The sequence below is a fragment of the Salmonella sp. HY31 genome (genome assembly GCF_042604575.1).
Taxonomy (GTDB): Bacteria; Pseudomonadota; Gammaproteobacteria; order Enterobacterales; family Enterobacteriaceae; genus Salmonella; species Salmonella diarizonae.
Genome location: NZ_CP170479.1, coordinates 1,673,296 through 1,689,931 on the forward strand (window position 1 = coordinate 1,673,296; position 16,636 = coordinate 1,689,931).

General features: G+C 52.4%; 15 protein-coding genes. 14 read left to right on the top strand and 1 reads right to left on the bottom strand.

Features of this window, described 5'->3' with window-relative positions:
- Positions 1–70: 70 nt before the first annotated feature.
- From udk to asmA, 3 genes are all read left to right on the top strand, one after another.
- On the top strand, positions 71–712 hold the full coding sequence (gene udk / locus ACE15A_RS07720; protein WP_000132082.1) for a uridine kinase: 642 nt from the start codon (positions 71–73) through the stop codon (positions 710–712).
- A 90-nt stretch (positions 713–802) separates the two neighbouring features.
- Complete coding sequence (dcd, locus tag ACE15A_RS07725) at positions 803–1,384, top strand: dCTP deaminase (RefSeq protein WP_001234784.1); 582 nt, start codon at positions 803–805, stop codon at positions 1,382–1,384.
- Positions 1,385–1,422: 38 nt separating this feature from the next.
- The gene (asmA, locus tag ACE15A_RS07730; RefSeq protein WP_023246957.1) at positions 1,423–3,279 is read left to right on the top strand and encodes an outer membrane assembly protein AsmA; all 1,857 of its coding nucleotides are present in this window, start codon (positions 1,423–1,425) and stop codon (positions 3,277–3,279) included.
- An 85-nt stretch (positions 3,280–3,364) separates the two neighbouring features.
- On the opposite strand, the gene ACE15A_RS07735 is transcribed toward asmA, so the two are convergent.
- On the bottom strand, positions 3,365–4,945 hold the full coding sequence (locus ACE15A_RS07735) for a TerC family protein (RefSeq protein WP_023246958.1): 1,581 nt from the start codon (positions 4,943–4,945) through the stop codon (positions 3,365–3,367).
- Positions 4,946–5,618: 673 nt separating this feature from the next.
- On the opposite strand from ACE15A_RS07735, the gene ACE15A_RS07740 reads away from it, so the two are divergent.
- The 11 genes from ACE15A_RS07740 to ACE15A_RS07790 all read left to right on the top strand — a co-directional run bounded on the left by ACE15A_RS07740 (position 5,619) and on the right by ACE15A_RS07790 (position 16,634).
- A complete protein-coding gene (locus tag ACE15A_RS07740) occupies positions 5,619–6,758 on the top strand; it encodes a polysaccharide export protein (protein WP_000978077.1) in 1,140 nt (379 codons plus the stop codon).
- 5 nt (positions 6,759–6,763) lie between these two features.
- The gene (gene wzb, locus ACE15A_RS07745; RefSeq protein ID WP_023246959.1) at positions 6,764–7,213 is read left to right on the top strand and encodes a low molecular weight protein-tyrosine-phosphatase Wzb; all 450 of its coding nucleotides are present in this window, start codon (positions 6,764–6,766) and stop codon (positions 7,211–7,213) included.
- Complete coding sequence (gene wzc / locus ACE15A_RS07750) at positions 7,210–9,369, top strand: tyrosine-protein kinase Wzc (protein WP_053510407.1); 2,160 nt, start codon at positions 7,210–7,212, stop codon at positions 9,367–9,369. The genes wzb and wzc overlap by 4 nt, the downstream gene beginning before the upstream one ends.
- Before the next feature lie 86 nt (positions 9,370–9,455).
- The gene (gene wcaA / locus ACE15A_RS07755) at positions 9,456–10,298 is read left to right on the top strand and encodes a colanic acid biosynthesis glycosyltransferase WcaA (protein WP_023246961.1); all 843 of its coding nucleotides are present in this window, start codon (positions 9,456–9,458) and stop codon (positions 10,296–10,298) included.
- 2 nt (positions 10,299–10,300) lie between these two features.
- Entirely contained in the window at positions 10,301–10,789 is a 489-nt protein-coding gene (wcaB, locus tag ACE15A_RS07760) for a colanic acid biosynthesis acetyltransferase WcaB (protein WP_023246962.1), read from the top strand.
- Positions 10,786–12,003, top strand: a complete 1,218-nt coding sequence (gene wcaC / locus ACE15A_RS07765) for a colanic acid biosynthesis glycosyltransferase WcaC (protein WP_023246963.1) — start codon at positions 10,786–10,788, stop codon at positions 12,001–12,003. Before wcaB ends, wcaC begins: the two co-directional genes overlap by 4 nt.
- A complete protein-coding gene (wcaD, locus tag ACE15A_RS07770; RefSeq protein WP_053528868.1) occupies positions 11,978–13,192 on the top strand; it encodes a colanic acid polymerase WcaD in 1,215 nt (404 codons plus the stop codon). The genes wcaC and wcaD overlap by 26 nt, the downstream gene beginning before the upstream one ends.
- Before the next feature lie 12 nt (positions 13,193–13,204).
- Complete coding sequence (wcaE, locus tag ACE15A_RS07775; RefSeq protein ID WP_023246965.1) at positions 13,205–13,951, top strand: colanic acid biosynthesis glycosyltransferase WcaE; 747 nt, start codon at positions 13,205–13,207, stop codon at positions 13,949–13,951.
- Positions 13,952–13,966: 15 nt separating this feature from the next.
- Entirely contained in the window at positions 13,967–14,521 is a 555-nt protein-coding gene (gene wcaF, locus ACE15A_RS07780) for a colanic acid biosynthesis acetyltransferase WcaF (RefSeq protein ID WP_053510400.1), read from the top strand.
- 23 nt (positions 14,522–14,544) lie between these two features.
- Complete coding sequence (gene gmd, locus ACE15A_RS07785) at positions 14,545–15,666, top strand: GDP-mannose 4,6-dehydratase (protein ID WP_023246967.1); 1,122 nt, start codon at positions 14,545–14,547, stop codon at positions 15,664–15,666.
- Positions 15,667–15,668: 2 nt separating this feature from the next.
- Positions 15,669–16,634, top strand: coding sequence for a GDP-L-fucose synthase (locus tag ACE15A_RS07790; protein WP_053510398.1), 966 nt, complete (start codon positions 15,669–15,671; stop codon positions 16,632–16,634).
- Positions 16,635–16,636 lie beyond the last annotated feature (2 nt).

Sequence of the window (16,636 nt, forward strand, 5' to 3'; positions counted from 1 at the left end):
CTATAATTGCCGCGTTTGGCGTTTCGGCGCCCCCCTTCCTTACATCCAGGTTAATCAGGTCGCTAAATTTATGACTGATCAGTCTCATCAGTGCGTCATTATCGGTATCGCTGGCGCATCGGCTTCCGGCAAAAGTCTTATTGCCAGTACCCTTTACCGCGAATTGCGTGAACAAGTGGGTGACGAACATATTGGCGTTATTCCCGAAGACAGTTATTACAAAGATCAAAGCCATCTGTCGATGGAAGAACGCGTAAAAACCAACTATGACCATCCGAATGCGATGGATCACAGCCTGCTATTTCAGCATCTCCAGGCGCTCAAGCGCGGTTCGGCGATTGAATTACCGGTATACAGTTATGTTGAGCATACCCGTATGCAGGAAACGGTTCGCGTAGAACCGAAGAAAGTGATTATTCTTGAAGGTATTCTGTTACTGACCGACGCGCGTTTGCGTGAAGAGATGAACTTCTCTATTTTTGTCGATACGCCGCTGGATATCTGTTTGATGCGCCGTATCAAACGCGATGTGAACGAGCGTGGTCGCTCAATGGATTCGGTGATGGCACAATATCAGAAAACGGTGCGTCCGATGTTCCTGCAATTTATTGAGCCTTCCAAACAATATGCGGATATTATCGTGCCGCGCGGCGGTAAAAACCGCATCGCTATTGATATTCTGAAAGCGAAAATCAGCCAGTTCTTTGAATAAATCTGGCGAATTGTGTACCGTTCAGTGATAACCTGGTTAGCCCTTGATGTGCTTGATTTAAGGGCTTGATGCGCGAAAGGAGAAAGTGCCATGCGTTTATGCGACCGAGATATTGAAGCCTGGCTGGATGAAGGCCGTTTGTCTATCACCCCGCGACCTCCCGTAGAGCGCATTAACGGCGCGACGGTCGATGTACGTCTTGGCAATAAATTTCGAACCTTCCGTGGTCATACGGCGGCGTTTATCGATCTGAGCGGGCCGAAAGATGAAGTGAGCGCGGCGCTGGATCGCGTGATGAGCGATGAAATCGTTTTGCCGGACGGCGAGGCATTTTATCTGCATCCGGGCGAATTGGCGCTGGCCGTAACCTATGAGTCTGTTACCCTGCCGCCGGATTTAGTGGGCTGGCTGGATGGTCGTTCCTCGCTGGCGCGTCTGGGGCTGATGGTGCATGTGACGGCGCACCGTATCGATCCAGGCTGGTCGGGCTGCATTGTGCTTGAGTTTTACAACTCCGGGAAACTGCCGCTGGCATTGCGTCCGGGTATGCTCATCGGCGCGTTGAGCTTTGAGCCACTGTCCGGCCCGGCGGCGCGGCCTTATAACCGCCGTCAGGATGCCAAATATCGCGATCAGCAGGGCGCCGTTGCCAGCCGGATTGATAAAGACTGAGCTATTCGGCGCAATACTGCCGGTCCATTGAGGGTAGCATGAGACGATTTCTGACGACGCTGATGATTCTCCTGGTCGTGCTGGTGGCCGGGTTTTCTGCGTTGGTATTGTTGGTCAATCCGAATGATTTCCGCGCCTACATGGTGCAGCAGGTTGCCGCGCGTAGTGGGTATCAGTTGCAACTGGACGGGCCGTTGCGCTGGCACGTATGGCCGCAGCTCAGCATCCTTTCCGGGCGAATGACGCTGACGGCGCAAGGTGCCAGCGAACCGCTGGTGCGGGCTGACAATATGCGCCTGGACGTCGCTTTATGGCCGCTATTGAGCCATCAGCTTCATGTTAAGCAGGTTATGCTGAAAGGCGGGGTGATACAACTGACGCCGCAAACGGAAGCGGTACGCAGTGATGATGCGCCAGTCGCGCCGAAAGACAATACATTGCCGGACGTAGCGGAAGATCGCGGCTGGTCGTTTGATATTCGTAGCCTGCGTGTTGCCGACAGCGTGCTGGTTTTTCAGCATGAAAATGATGAACAGGTCACGGTGCGCGATATTCATCTGAATATGGAACAAGATGCCGAACATCGCGGCACGTTTGATTTTTCGGGACGCGTGAATCGCGATCAGCGGGATCTTGCGTTATCGTTCAGCGGAACGGTGGATGCTTCCGATTATCCGCATAATTTAACCGCCGGTATTGAACAACTGCGCTGGCAATTGCAGGGCGCGGATCTACCGGCGCAGGGGATTGAGGGGCAAGGACAATTTCAGGCGCAGTGGCAGGAGGCGCAAAAACGCCTTTCATTTAATCACTTAAATTTAACGGCGAATGACAGTTCTCTGACCGGGCACGTTCAGGTGACGCTGGCGGAGCGGCCGGAATGGCAAATTGACCTCCAGTCCGGCAGACTTAATCTGGATAACCTGTTGCCGCATCATAACACCGTGGCACAGACGAACGGCGCGACGTCGCAGGGGCAAAATACGCTCCCCCTGACCAGGCCAGTTATCGCATCGCGTGTTGATGCGCCGCCTTATCAGGGGTTGCAAAGCTTTACGGCGGTGATTTCTTTGCAGGCGGATTCAGTTCGCTGGCGGGGAATGGACTTTACCCAGGTTTCGACGAAGATGTCTAATCAGGCCGGATTGCTGGATATCACCGAGTTACAGGGGAAGCTGGCCGACGGACAGATGTCGCTGCCCGGCACGCTGGATGCCCGCACCGCCAGTCCGCGCATCATATTCCATCCTCGCCTCAACCATGTTGAGATTGGAACTATCCTGAAAGCCTTTAATTATCCGATTAGCCTGACCGGTAAAATGTCGCTGGTTGGCGATTTCTCCGGGGCAGATATTGACGCGGAGGCATTTCGCCACAACTGGAAGGGAAAAGCGCATGTTGATATGAGCAATACGCGACTCGAAGGAATGAATTTCCAGCAACTGGTGCAGCAGGCCGTAGAGCGAAGCGGCGGCGACGCGCAGCAGTCGCAGGAAAATATGGACAACGCGACCCGACTGGACCGCTTCACGACCAATCTGATGCTCAACAAGGGCACGCTGAGGCTCGACGATATGTCCGGGCAATCTTCTATGCTGGCGTTAACCGGCAGTGGAACTCTGGACCTGGTTAAGCAGAGCTGCGATACGCAATTTAATCTGCGTGTGCTGGGCGGCTGGAACGGCGATAGCAACCTGATCACCTTCCTGAAAGAGACGCCGGTGCCGTTGCGCGTCTATGGCAAGTGGCAGGAACTGAACTACACCCTGCAAGTTGATCAGTTATTACGTAAGCATTTGCAGGATGAAGCGAAGCGTCGGCTCAGCGACTGGGCGGATCGCAATAAAGATACCCGCAACGGTAAAGATGTGAAGAAGCTGCTGGATAAGCTGTAGTTTTTGGCCAAAGGGGAGTGCCGGATGTCGACGCTAACGCGCTTCCGGCCTACCTGGCAAGTAGGCCGGGACAGGTGAACAGGCGTTACACCTCGTATTCTGGCTCATCGTTATGCAGCGGAATTAACTGCACTTTCTGCACACGATGGCTTTCTACCTGCAATGTTTTCAGCAAATAATTGCCCACCTGAACCTCTTCACCGGTTTTCGGTATGCGCTGCAAATATTCCATTAATAACCCGGCAATCGTATGATATTCCCGTTTTTCATCCAGCGGTAGCGGCACGTACTGCACCAAATCCTCCAGCGGCATATGGCCGTTTGCCGTCCAGGAACCATCCGGGTTCTTCTGAATATCGTGGCGGGCGTCAATTTCCTCGGCTTCATTCGGCAAATTACCGGCGATAGTCTCCATGACATCGCTTAATGTCACAATGCCTTCAACCGAGCCAAACTCATCTACGACAAAGGCAAAATGGGTTCTGGCGTTACGGAACTGCTCCAGCGCAGGCAGCAGAGGCAATACTTCCGGGAAAACCAGCGGTTGGCGAATCAGAGCCCGCAGGTTGAGCGGTTCGCCGCGCAGCGATTGTTGCAACAGATCGATGACGTGGACGACGCCGAGTAAATCTTCCTGGTCATTTTCACCGGTCACGACCAGACGCGTATGCTGGTTCTTTTCCAGCAGAGCGCGGATTTCCGCTTCCGGCGCGTTGAGATCGATATGCTCGATATCGTGACGTGATGTCATGATGCTACTCACGGTGCGCTGGTTGAGATTCAGCACCCGCTCAATCATCCTGCGCTCCTGCGGATTAAAAATCTGGCTGTCGTCATGGTCTGCCAGCATCGCGGCGGTTTCCGCATCCAGTTCGGCATCCTCTTTTTTACCGCTAATCAGACGCATCACGGCTTCCGCTGTGCGCTGGCGCAGCGTATGGTTAGCGGAAAGAAAACGGCGGCGGTTAAAAATAGCCAATTGGTTGAGCGCCTCGATCATCACCGAGAAGCCGATAGCGGCGTACAGATACCCTTTCGGAATATGGAAGCCAAACCCTTCCGCCACCAGACTAAAGCCGATCATCAGCAGGAAGCTAAGACACAAAATCACAATGGTCGGATGGTTGTTCACAAACCGGGTCAGTGACTTGCTGGCGAGCAGCATCAGGCTAATGGCGATTATCACTGCCGCCATCATGACAGCCAGGTGATCGACCATCCCCACGGCGGTAATCACGGAGTCGAGAGAAAAGATAGCGTCCAGCACCACGATTTGCGCGACCACCGCCCAGAATTTCGCCCCCTTACGCTGGGTAGGGTTAGCACTATCTTTCCCTTCCAGCCGTTCGTTGAGCTCCATGGTGGCTTTAAAGAGCAGGAAGAAGCCGCCGAACAGCATAATCAGATCGCGGGCGCTGAAGCTTAACGCCTGTACGCTAAAGAGCGGCTTAGTCAAGGTGACCAGCCACGAGATTGACGCCAGCAGCAGCAGGCGCATGATCATCGCCAGTATCAGGCCGGTAATGCGCGCGCGGTCGCGCTGCCCCGGCGGTAGTTTTTCAGCGAGGATGGCAATAAAGACCAGGTTATCAATGCCGAGAACAAGTTCGATAACGATTAACGTTACTAGTCCGGCCCAGATTGACGGATCGGCAATCCATTCCATAGTAAGAGCAATACCTTCTGTAATATGACAATTGTCACAATTCGATCATGGATAATACGGCGGGAAAATGCAATGCCGCAGAGCAATTTCTCTTTGTTATGGGGCTATAAAATAACTTTAAAATAGCCGTAATGTTTCTGTCAGAAACTAAATAATATTAAAAATATATTTAGGAAATATCGCAGGTAGGGTGAGGTAAATAAATATTGTCAATATCAATAAAATCCTAAAATTATCTGTTAATTCATTTAATATTAATCTTAAAAATATAGAATGGCGGTTTGTTACCTTGCCTGTCATTAGGTTAGCTGCAACAATTCTTGCAGGATTAAGGTAGCGCTCTTAAATATCCTGTCACGACATCAAGAAAACTATTAATACGTAACCTTTATTTCGCTGAAGATTTTTATCTGAATGAGGATGAAATCGGAGGGAAGTGCAAAAATTTAAAATAATCAGTGCATTGGTAGCTAAGAAGCCAGGGGCGGTAGCGTGCCTGAAAGCCTGAATATAAGCCTTTGTTATTCTGTCAATAGCCTGCGGATGAATTGATTTTTTTTCAGAATGATGCCAGTTAATTTTCGCTTCCATTAACTGCAAGGTAAATGTGCACGGACGAAGCCGCTATTTAAATTGCACAGGATAATTACTCTGCCAAAGTGATAAATAATCAATGATGAAATCCAAAATGAAATTGATGCCATTATTGGCGTCACTCAGCTTGATAAGTGGCTGCACAGTACTTCCGGGCAGCAATATGTCTACGATGGGGAAAGATGTGATCAAACAGCAAGACGCTGATTTTGATCTCGACCGGATGGTCAATGTGTATCCGCTGACGCCACGGCTGGTTGAGCAATTACGCCCGCGGCCCAATGTCGCGCAACCGAATATGTCGCTGGACCAGGAGATCGCCAGTTATCAGTATCGCGTTGGGCCTGGCGATGTGCTGAATGTCACCGTCTGGGATCACCCTGAATTGACCACGCCAGCAGGCCAGTACCGTAGCTCAAGCGATACCGGCAACTGGGTACAGCCGGACGGCACCATGTTTTATCCCTACATCGGCAAGGTTAGCGTCGTCGGTAAAACTTTGTCAGAGATTCGCAGCGATATTACCGGGCGTTTAGCGAAGTACATCGCGGACCCGCAGGTGGATGTCAATATTGCCGCTTTCCGTTCGCAAAAAGCGTATATCTCCGGCCAGGTGAATAAATCCGGCCAGCAGGCCATTACTAACGTACCGTTAACCGTCCTGGATGCGATTAACGCTGCGGGCGGCCTGACCGATATGGCGGACTGGCGCAACGTAGTATTGACGCATAACGGCAAAGAACAGCGCATTTCGCTACAGGCGCTAATGCAAAATGGCGATCTTAGCCAGAACCGCTTGCTCTACCCTGGCGACATCCTGTATGTGCCGCGCAATGACGATCTGAAAGTCTTTGTGATGGGCGAAGTGAAAAAACAGAGCACCCTCAAAATGGACTTCAGCGGCATGACGCTCACCGAAGCATTAGGCAATGCGGAAGGCATCGATCTGACCACCTCCAACGCCAGCGGCATCTTTGTGATTCGTCCGTTGAAAGGCGAGGGTGGGCGTGGCGGCAAGATCGCCAATATCTACCAGCTTGATATGTCTGACGCCACTTCATTGGTGATGGCGACGGAATTCCGACTTCAGCCTTACGATGTGGTATACGTCACGACCGCGCCGGTTGCTCGCTGGAACCGTCTGATCAATCAGTTGCTGCCGACCATTAGCGGTGTCCGTTATATGACGGATACGGCCAGCGACATTCATTCTTGGTAATCGTTATGTTTAACAAAATCTTAGTGGTCTGTGTGGGGAATGTTTGCCGTTCCCCGACGGCTGAACGTTTGCTAAAGCGCTTTCATCCCTCGCTGACGGTTGCATCCGCCGGGTTAGGCGCGCTGGTCGGCAAAGGGGCCGATCCTGCGGCGGCGAGCGTGGCAAGCGCCCACGATCTGTCTTTGGAAAAACACTGCGCAAGGCAAATTTCCGCGCGTCTGTGCCGGGAATATGACCTGATTCTGACGATGGAGAAACGTCACATCGCCGCCCTGTGCGACATTGCGCCGGAAATGCGCGGCAAGGTAATGCTGTTTGGTCACTGGGACAGCGAGCGTGAAATACCGGACCCGTATCGCAAAAGCCGCGATGCGTTTGAGGCGGTGTACACATTACTGGAAAGGTCTGCCCGCCAGTGGGCGCAGGTACTGAATGCAGAGCAGGGAAAACCATGACAGAAAAAGTAAAACAATCTGCGGCGGCAACGGGTAGCGATGAAATCGATATCGGGCGTCTGGTCGGAACGGTGGTTGAAGCGCGTTGGTGGGTATTGGGAACGACGGCCATATTTGCGCTGTGCGCGATGACTTATACGCTCTTCGCCACACCCATTTATAGCGCCGATGCGCTGGTGCAGATTGAACAAAACACCGGTAATTCGTTGGTACAGGATATCAACAGCGCATTAGCGAATAAGCCGCCGGCTTCCGATGCGGAAATTCAGTTAATCCGATCGCGTCTGGTGTTGGGAAAGACGGTTGACGATCTGGATCTGGATATTGCCGTAGCCAAGAACACCTTTCCGCTGTTCGGCGCCGGGTGGGAACGGCTGATGGGGCGTCAGAATGAAATGGTGAAAGTCACAACATTCACCCGGCCAGAGACGATGAGGGGACAGATTTTCACCCTTAAGGTGCTGGGCGACAAACGTTATCAGTTGGTCAGCGACGGCGGATTTAGCGCGCAGGGCGTTGTGGGCCAGACTCTCAATAAAGACGGCGTGACGATGCGGGTAGAGGCGATTGACGCCCGACCTGATACGGAATTTACGGTGAGTAAATTCTCAACGCTCGGCATGATTAATAATCTGCAAAATAACCTCACCGTGACGGAAACCGGCAAAGACACCGGGGTTTTGAGTTTGACGTTCACGGGAGAGGATCGCGACCAAATTCGTGAAATTCTCAACAGCATTACCCGTAACTATCTGCAACAGGATATTGCGCGGAAATCTGAAGAGGCGGGGAAGAGCCTGGCGTTTCTGGCAAAACAGTTGCCGGAAGTCCGCAGCCGTCTGGATGTGGCGGAAAACAAGCTAAACGCTTTCCGCCAGGATAAAGACTCGGTGGATTTGCCGCTGGAAGCGAAGGCGGTGCTCGATTCGATGGTTAATATCGACGCCCAGTTGAATGAGTTGACGTTTAAAGAGGCGGAAATTTCCAAGCTCTTTACCAAAGCGCATCCGGCTTACCGCACCCTGCTGGAAAAACGTAAAGCGCTGGAAGATGAAAAAGCCAAACTGAACGGGCGGGTGACGGCGATGCCGAAAACCCAGCAGGAGATTGTGCGTTTGACCCGCGATGTGGAGTCTGGCCAGCAGGTCTATATGCAACTGCTTAATAAACAGCAGGAGCTGAAAATCACCGAAGCCAGCACCGTTGGCGACGTGCGCATCGTTGACCCGGCGATTACCCAGCCGGGTGTGCTGAAGCCGAAAAAGGCGTTGATTATTCTCGGCAGCATTATTCTGGGATTAATGTTATCGATTGTCGGCGTGCTGCTGCGCTCGCTGTTTAATCGTGGTATCGAAAGCCCGCAGGCGCTGGAGGAGCATGGGATCAGCGTCTATGCCAGTATTCCGCTGTCGGAATGGCAAAAAGCGCGCGATAGCGTCAAAACCATTAAAGGGATTAAGCGTTACAAGCAGAGCCAACTGCTGGCGGTGGGCAATCCGACCGATCTGGCGATTGAGGCGATTCGCAGCCTGCGCACCAGCCTGCATTTCGCCATGATGCAGGCGCAAAATAATGTACTAATGCTCACAGGCGTCAGCCCCTCTATCGGTAAAACCTTTGTTTGCGCCAACCTGGCGGCAGTCATCAGCCAGACGCATAAACGGGTATTACTGATCGACTGCGATATGCGCAAGGGCTATACCCATGAACTGCTCGGCACCAATAACGTGGACGGCTTATCTGACATTCTGGCGGGCAAAGGCGAGATAGCCTCCTGCGCGAAACCCACGGCGATCGCTAATTTTGATCTTATTCCGCGCGGCCAGGTACCGCCTAATCCATCGGAATTGCTGATGAGCGAGCGCTTCGGCGAGCTGATCGCCTGGGCAAGCAGCCACTACGACCTGGTATTAATCGACACGCCGCCGATTCTGGCTGTGACGGACGCCGCGATTGTGGGTCGTCACGTCGGGACGACGCTGATGGTGGCGCGTTATGCCGTCAACACCTTAAAAGAGGTGGAAACCAGTCTGAGCCGTTTTGAACAGAATGGCATTCAGGTTAAAGGCGTGATCCTCAACTCCATTTTCCGCCGGGCGACGGGCTACCAGGATTATGGCTATTACGAGTATGAATACCAGTCAGATTCCAAATAAAAAATAAGGCGTGCCGGATGGCGCGGCCTGCGACTGTAGGCCGGATAAGCACAGCGCCATGCGGCAAAACTATCTGGGGAACAAGCATGACAACAGACAATCCGCTGATCTCAATTTATATGCCAACCTGGAACAGGCAGCAGTTGGCTATCCGGGCGATTAAATCAGTACTACGTCAGGACTACCGCCACTGGGAGATGATCATCGTGGATGATTGCTCCTCGTCTTATCAGCAGCTACAACAATTTGTTGAGGAGCTGAACGACTCGCGCGTCCGTTATACCCATAACGCCAGGAATACCGGTGCCTGCGCGGTACGCAACCAGGCCATTATGCAGGCGCAAGGCCACTACATTACCGGTATTGATGATGACGATGAATGGACGCCAAACCGTCTGAGCGTGTTTCTGGCCCATAAGCATCAGTTGACTACGCACGCCTTTTTGTATGCCAACGACTATGTGTGCGAGGGCGAGGTCTACTCTCAGCCTGCCAGTCTGCCGCTGTATCCGAAATCCCCTTATTCACGCCGCTTGTTCTACAAGCGCAATATTATTGGTAATCAGGTTTTTACCTGGGCCTGGCGTTTCAAAGCGTGTTTGTTCGATACCGAACTCAAGGCGGCGCAGGATTACGACATTTTTCTGCGCATGGTGGTGGAGTATGGCGAACCGTGGAAAGTCGAAGAGGCGACGCAAATTTTACATATCAACCACGGCGAGATGCAGATTACCTCTTCGCCGAAAAAATTCTCCGGCTATTTCCATTTTTATCGTAAGCACAAAGATAAATTCGATCGCGCCAGCAAAAAATACCAGCTTTTTACGCTGTATCAAATTCGCAATAAGCGAATGACCTGGCGCACGTTGCTGACGTTGCTCTCCGTGCGTAATAGCAAACGTCTGGCGGCCGGGCTGCGGGGGCGATAACGATGCTGGAAGACTTACGCGCGAATAGCTGGAGCTTACGACCCTGTTGCATGGTGCTGGCCTATCGTATCGCTCATTTTTGTTCCGTCTGGCGCAAAAAGAATGTGCTGAATAATCTGTGGGCCGCGCCGGTGCTGGTGCTGTATCGCGTGATCACGGAGTGCCTGTTCGGGTATGAAATCCAGGCCGCGGCGACCATTGGTCGGCGGTTCACTATCCATCATGGTTACGCGGTAGTGATCAACAAACATGTCGTCGCAGGCGACGATTTTACCATTCGCCACGGCGTCACCATCGGCAATCGCGGCGCGGACAGCCTGGCTTGTCCGGTAATTGGCCACAGCGTCGAGCTGGGGGCGAATGTCATCCTGCTTGGCGATATTACTATCGGTAATCACGTCACGATTGGCGCTGGCAGCGTGGTGCTTGACAGTATTCCGGACCATGCGCTGGTGGTGGGAGAAAAAGCACGGGTGAAGGTCAATACATGAATATTCTGCAATTTAATGTACGGCTGGCGGAAGGCGGCGCAGCGGGAGTGGCGTTGGATCTTCATCTGCGGGCGTTGCAAAAAGGACTGACGTCGCATTTTGTCTATGGTTATGGCAAAGGCGGAAAAAAAAGCGTCAGTCACCACCGCTATCCGCAGGTGATAAAACAGACGCCGCGCGGCACGGCAATCGCTAATATTGCGTTGTTTCGTTTCGTGAATCGCGACTTGTTTGGCAATCTCGATAATCTTTACCGCACGGTTATCCAGACATCCGGCCCGCTGGTGCTGCATTTTCATGTTCTCCACAGTTACTGGCTAAACCTGGCGGATATCGTGACGTTTTGCGAAAAAGTCAAAATGCAAAAACCGGACGTCACGCTGGTCTGGACGCTGCACGATCACTGGAGCGTCACCGGGCGTTGCGCCTTCACCGACGGTTGCGAGGGCTGGAAAAGCGGCTGCCAAAAATGCCCGACCCTAAGCAATTATCCGCCGGTCAAGGTGGATCGGGCGCACCAGCTTGTTGACGGAAAACGTCAGCGCTTTCGTGACATGCTGCGGCTGGACTGCCGGTTTATTTCGCCGAGCCAGCACGTGGCCGAGGCCTTTAACAGCGTTTATGGCGCGGGGCGCTGCCGGATTATTAACAACGGTATCGATCTGGCGACCGAGGCGATTCTCGCGGAACTCTCGCCTGCGCCGCCGCTCTCTGACAAACCGCGGATCGCCATTGTGGCACATGACTTACGTTACGACGGTAAAACCGACCAGCGACTGGTACATGACATGATGGCGCTGGGCGAAAAAATTGAACTGCACACCTTCGGTAAATTTTCGCCTTTTACCGGGAAGAACGTCGTTAATCACGGTTTTGAAACCGATAAGCGTAAATTAATGAGTGCGCTCAATGAGATGGATGCGCTGGTCTTTAGCTCGCGGGTCGATAACTATCCGCTGATCTTGTGTGAAGCACTCTCGATCGGCGTACCGGTGATCGCTACCCACAGCGAGGCGGCGCAGGAGGTGCTGGCGAAATCCGGCGGTCAAACCTTTGCCGCTACAGATGTACTACGCCTGGCGCAGCGGCGTAAGCCGGAGATTGCTCAGGCGGTATTTGGCGCAACGCTGGACGCCTTTCGCGTGCGTAGCCGTGCCGCGTACAGCGGTCAACAGATGCTGGAGGAATATGTCTCGTTCTATCAGAATCTGTAGCTACCTGCTGCTGCCGCTAATCTACTTACTGGTCAACGTCAAAATCGCCCAACTGGGGGAAAGCTTTCCCATTACCATCGTCACTTTTTTACCGCTGTTGCTGCTGTTATTTGTGGAACGCATCAGCGTAAAAAAATTGATGATCGCCTTAGGCATCGGCGCGGGGCTTACGGCATTTAACTTCCTGTTCGGCCAGTCGCTGAATGCCGGTAAATATGTCACGTCCACAATGCTGTTTGTCTATATTGTGATCATTATCGGGATGGTCTGGAGTATTCGCTTCAAAACCATTTCCGCGCATAACCACCGAAAGGTTTTGCGTTTTTTTTATCTGGTAGTGGGTGTCGTAGTAACGCTCGCCGCGGTTGAGATGGCGCAAATTATCCTCACCGGCGGCAGCAGTATTATGGAAGGAATTTCGAAATATCTTATTTACAGTAATAGCTATGTACTGAACTTCATAAAATTTGGCGGTAAGCGTACTACTGCACTTTATTTTGAACCGGCATTTTTTGCTTTGGCACTAATCTCAATTTGGCTGAGCATCAAACAGTTTGGTATCAAAACACCGAAAAGCGATGCTATGATTCTGGCAGGAATAATATTATCAGGATCATTTTCAGGGGGCATGACTTTTATCCTGTTTTACCTTCTGGAGTGGGCGTTCCAATATTTGAATAAGGATGCGATAAAGAAAAAACTTCCACTGGCGCTGGTCTCATTAACCCTGTTTTTGGTTGGGGTAATTATTGCATTTCCTTATATTGCGACACGACTTGGTGATTTAGGGACGGAAGGCTCATCTTCTTATTATCGTATTGTGGGACCATTAGTCATGGTCGGATATTCCTTGACCCATATTGATGGTGTAGTCAGATTTGGCTCACTTTATGAATATGTTGCATCATTCGGAATCTTTAACGGTGCGGATGTCGGGAAAACCATAGACAATGGATTGTATCTGCTGATTATTTATTTTTCCTGGTTCGCAGTGCTGATGACGCTGTGGTATATGGGGAAAGTTTTAAAAATGGCGCTAAATGCGTTTGGCGATAATCGCAATTTTCGGGTGCAGCTCTATCTTTTTATGCCGGTGTCGCTGTTTTTTACCGGTTCAATATTTAGCCCGGAATATGCTTTTTTAATCGTCTGTCCGTTCATTTTGCGCAAGGCGTTAAAAATTTCATAACGGGGTGGTTGTATGTTTTTAAGCGTCGTTACCGTCGCCTTTCGCAATTACGAAGGGGTGGTAAAAACCTGGCGCTCGCTGCGCAATCTGGCGCGCGATCCGGGTCTGTCATTTGAATGGATCGTAGTGGATGGCGGTTCGGAGGACGGCACGCGCGAATTTCTGCAAAAACGTCACGGTGAGTTTAACCTGCGTTTTGTCAGTGAAAAAGATCGCGGTATTTATGATGCTATGAACAAAGGCATAGCGCTGGCGCAGGGGCGCTATACCCTGTTTCTTAATTCCGGTGATACGTTTCATGATGATGTTGCGCTGTTTGTCCGCCAACTGGTGCGGCAAACGGGCGAGGCGATGTATATTGGCGACGCGCTGCTGGATTTTGGCGGCGGACATAAAATACGCCGGAAGGCTAAACCCGGGTGTTATATCTACCATAGTTTGCCAGCCAGCCATCAGGCGATATTTTTCCCGACGGCAGGGTTAAAAAAGCATCCCTATGATCTGCAATATAATGTCTCTTCAGATTATGCGCTGGCGGCCCGTCTCTATAAAACAGGTTATCCTTTCCGGCGAATTAACGGACTGGTGTCTGAATTTTCGATGGGCGGCGTGTCAACCTCGAATAATCTGGAATTATGTCAGGATGCAAAAAACGTACAGCGAAAAATATTACGTGTGCCAGGCTTTTGGGCGCAATTATCCTATTTATTACGTCTGAAAACGACGGGTAAAACAAAAGCGCGGTATAACAAAGTCTAATCACCAGGAGTTATTATGCAGGATCTTAGCGGCTTTACGGTGCCGAAGGAGTTCCGCGGCGCTAATGCGCTAAAAGTACAATTATGGTGGGTGGTACAGGCGACATTATTCGCAGGGTCGCCGCAAATATTCTATTGCTGGCGAGCCTTTTTACTGCGTCTGTTTGGCGCCAAAATCGGAAAAAAAGTGGTTATTCGACCGTCAGTAAAAATTACCTATCCGTGGAAATTAACCGTCGGCGATTATGCCTGGGTAGGCGACGACGCTGTGTTATATACGTTGGGTGAAATTAATATTGGCGCGCATGCGGTCATTTCACAAAAAGGTTATTTGTGTACCGGTAGCCATGATTATACCAGCGCCCATTTCGATATTAACGCCGCGCCGATTGTTATTGGCGAAAAATGTTGGCTGGCGACCGATGTTTTTGTCGCGCCCGGCGTGACGATAGGTCATGGCACCGTCGTCGGCGCGCGTAGCAGCGTATTTAAATCATTACCGGCAAATGCGATTTGTCGGGGCAATCCCGCAGTGGTAACGCGCCAGCGCGTTCAGAAAGTTACTCCCTAACGGGACTATTTGAGGAAATGAAAATGTCAAAAGTCGCACTCATTACTGGCGTAACCGGACAGGATGGGTCTTACCTGGCAGAATTTCTGCTGGAAAAAGGCTATGAGGTGCATGGTATCAAGCGCCGCGCGTCATCGTTTAATACCGAGCGCGTGGACCATATTTATCAGGACCCGCACAGCAGCAACCCGAAATTTCATCTGCATTATGGCGACCTGACCGACGCCTCCAACCTGACCCGCATTTTACAGGAAGTACAGCCGGATGAGGTCTACAACCTGGGCGCGATGAGCCACGTGGCGGTGTCGTTTGAGTCGCCGGAATATACCGCCGATGTGGATGCGATGGGCACGCTGCGCCTGCTGGAGGCGATCCGCTTCCTCGGTCTTGAAAAGAAAACGCGTTTCTACCAGGCTTCCACCTCTGAACTGTACGGTCTGGTGCAGGAGATACCGCAGAAAGAGACCACGCCGTTCTACCCGCGTTCCCCCTATGCGGTGGCGAAACTGTACGCCTACTGGATCACTGTCAACTACCGTGAATCCTACGGTATTTACGCCTGTAACGGCATTCTGTTTAACCACGAATCTCCGCGTCGCGGCGAAACCTTCGTCACCCGTAAGATCACCCGCGCCATCGCCAATATCGCCCAGGGACTGGAGTCCTGTCTGTATCTCGGCAACATGGACTCGCTGCGCGACTGGGGCCATGCGAAAGATTACGTGCGGATGCAGTGGATGATGTTACAGCAGGAGCAGCCGGAAGATTTCGTGATTGCCACCGGCGTGCAGTATTCCGTACGCCAGTTTGTGGAGCTGGCGGCAGCGCAACTGGGGATAAAACTGCGCTTTGAAGGCGAAGGCATTGATGAGAAAGGGATCGTGGTATCCGTGTCCGGACACGATGCGCCGGGCGTGAAACCGGGCGATGTGATTGTGGCCGTTGATCCGCGCTATTTCCGTCCGGCGGAAGTGGAAACCCTGCTGGGCGACCCGTCCAAAGCGCATGAGAAACTGGGCTGGAAACCGGAAATCACCCTGTCGGAGATGGTCTCCGAGATGGTGGCGAACGATCTGGAGGCCGCGAAAAAACACTCACTGCTGAAATCTCACGGTTACGAGGTGGCCATCGCGCTGGAGTCCTGAGAATGAACAAGCAACGAATTTTTGTGGCTGGCCATCGCGGGATGGTGGGCTCCGCCATTGTACGGCAGCTTGCGCAGCGCGGCGACGTGGAGCTGGTGTTGCGCACCCGCGATGAGCTGGATCTGCTCGACGGGCGCGCGGTACAGGCGTTCTTTGCCGGGGCGGATATCGACCAGGTTTATCTGGCGGCGGCGAAAGTGGGCGGCATTATCGCCAACAACACGTATCCGGCGGATTTTATTTATGAAAACATGATGATAGAGAGCAACATTATTCACGCCGCGCACCTGAACAACGTGAACAAACTGCTGTTTCTCGGTTCGTCCTGTATCTATCCGAAACTGGCGAGGCAGCCGATGGCGGAAAGCGAGCTGCTGCAGGGGACGCTGGAGCCGACCAACGAGCCGTACGCTATCGCCAAGATTGCCGGGATTAAACTGTGCGAGTCCTACAACCGGCAGTACGGTCGCGACTACCGTTCGGTGATGCCGACTAACCTGTACGGCCCGCATGACAATTTCCATCCGGACAATTCACATGTGATCCCGGCGCTGCTGCGCCGCTTTCATGAGGCCACGCAGAGCCACGCGCCGGAGGTGGTGGTGTGGGGCAGCGGGACGCCGATGCGCGAATTTCTGCACGTTGATGATATGGCGGCGGCCAGCATTCACGTGATGGAGCTGGCGCGCGAAGTGTGGCAGGAGAACACCGACCCGATGCTGTCACACATTAACGTCGGCACCGGTGTGGACTGCACTATCCGCGAGCTGGCGCAGACCATCGCAAAGGTGGTGGGTTACCAGGGCCGGGTGGTGTTCGACGCCGCGAAGCCGGACGGCACGCCGCGTAAATTGCTCGACGTCACGCGCCTGCACCAGCTTGGCTGGTATCACGAAATTTCACTGGAGGCAGGGCTTGCCGGTACTTACCAGTGGTTCCTTGAGAATCAGCAGCGGTTCCGGGGGTGACA

Bases quoted from the DNA above. Each gene is read 5' to 3' on its own strand.
- udk (WP_000132082.1), top strand. From the start codon at position 71: ATGACTGATCAGTCTCATCAGTGCGTCATTATCGGTATCGCTGGCGCA.
- dcd (WP_001234784.1), top strand. From the start codon at position 803: ATGCGTTTATGCGACCGAGATATTGAAGCCTGGCTGGATGAAGGCCGT.
- asmA (WP_023246957.1), top strand. From the start codon at position 1,423: ATGAGACGATTTCTGACGACGCTGATGATTCTCCTGGTCGTGCTGGTG.
- ACE15A_RS07735 (WP_023246958.1), bottom strand. From the start codon at position 4,945: ATGGAATGGATTGCCGATCCGTCAATCTGGGCCGGACTAGTAACGTTA.
- ACE15A_RS07740 (WP_000978077.1), top strand. From the start codon at position 5,619: ATGATGAAATCCAAAATGAAATTGATGCCATTATTGGCGTCACTCAGC.
- wzb (WP_023246959.1), top strand. From the start codon at position 6,764: ATGTTTAACAAAATCTTAGTGGTCTGTGTGGGGAATGTTTGCCGTTCC.
- wzc (WP_053510407.1), top strand. From the start codon at position 7,210: ATGACAGAAAAAGTAAAACAATCTGCGGCGGCAACGGGTAGCGATGAA.
- wcaA (WP_023246961.1), top strand. From the start codon at position 9,456: ATGACAACAGACAATCCGCTGATCTCAATTTATATGCCAACCTGGAAC.
- wcaB (WP_023246962.1), top strand. From the start codon at position 10,301: ATGCTGGAAGACTTACGCGCGAATAGCTGGAGCTTACGACCCTGTTGC.
- wcaC (WP_023246963.1), top strand. From the start codon at position 10,786: ATGAATATTCTGCAATTTAATGTACGGCTGGCGGAAGGCGGCGCAGCG.
- wcaD (WP_053528868.1), top strand. From the start codon at position 11,978: ATGTCTCGTTCTATCAGAATCTGTAGCTACCTGCTGCTGCCGCTAATC.
- wcaE (WP_023246965.1), top strand. From the start codon at position 13,205: ATGTTTTTAAGCGTCGTTACCGTCGCCTTTCGCAATTACGAAGGGGTG.
- wcaF (WP_053510400.1), top strand. From the start codon at position 13,967: ATGCAGGATCTTAGCGGCTTTACGGTGCCGAAGGAGTTCCGCGGCGCT.
- gmd (WP_023246967.1), top strand. From the start codon at position 14,545: ATGTCAAAAGTCGCACTCATTACTGGCGTAACCGGACAGGATGGGTCT.
- ACE15A_RS07790 (WP_053510398.1), top strand. From the start codon at position 15,669: ATGAACAAGCAACGAATTTTTGTGGCTGGCCATCGCGGGATGGTGGGC.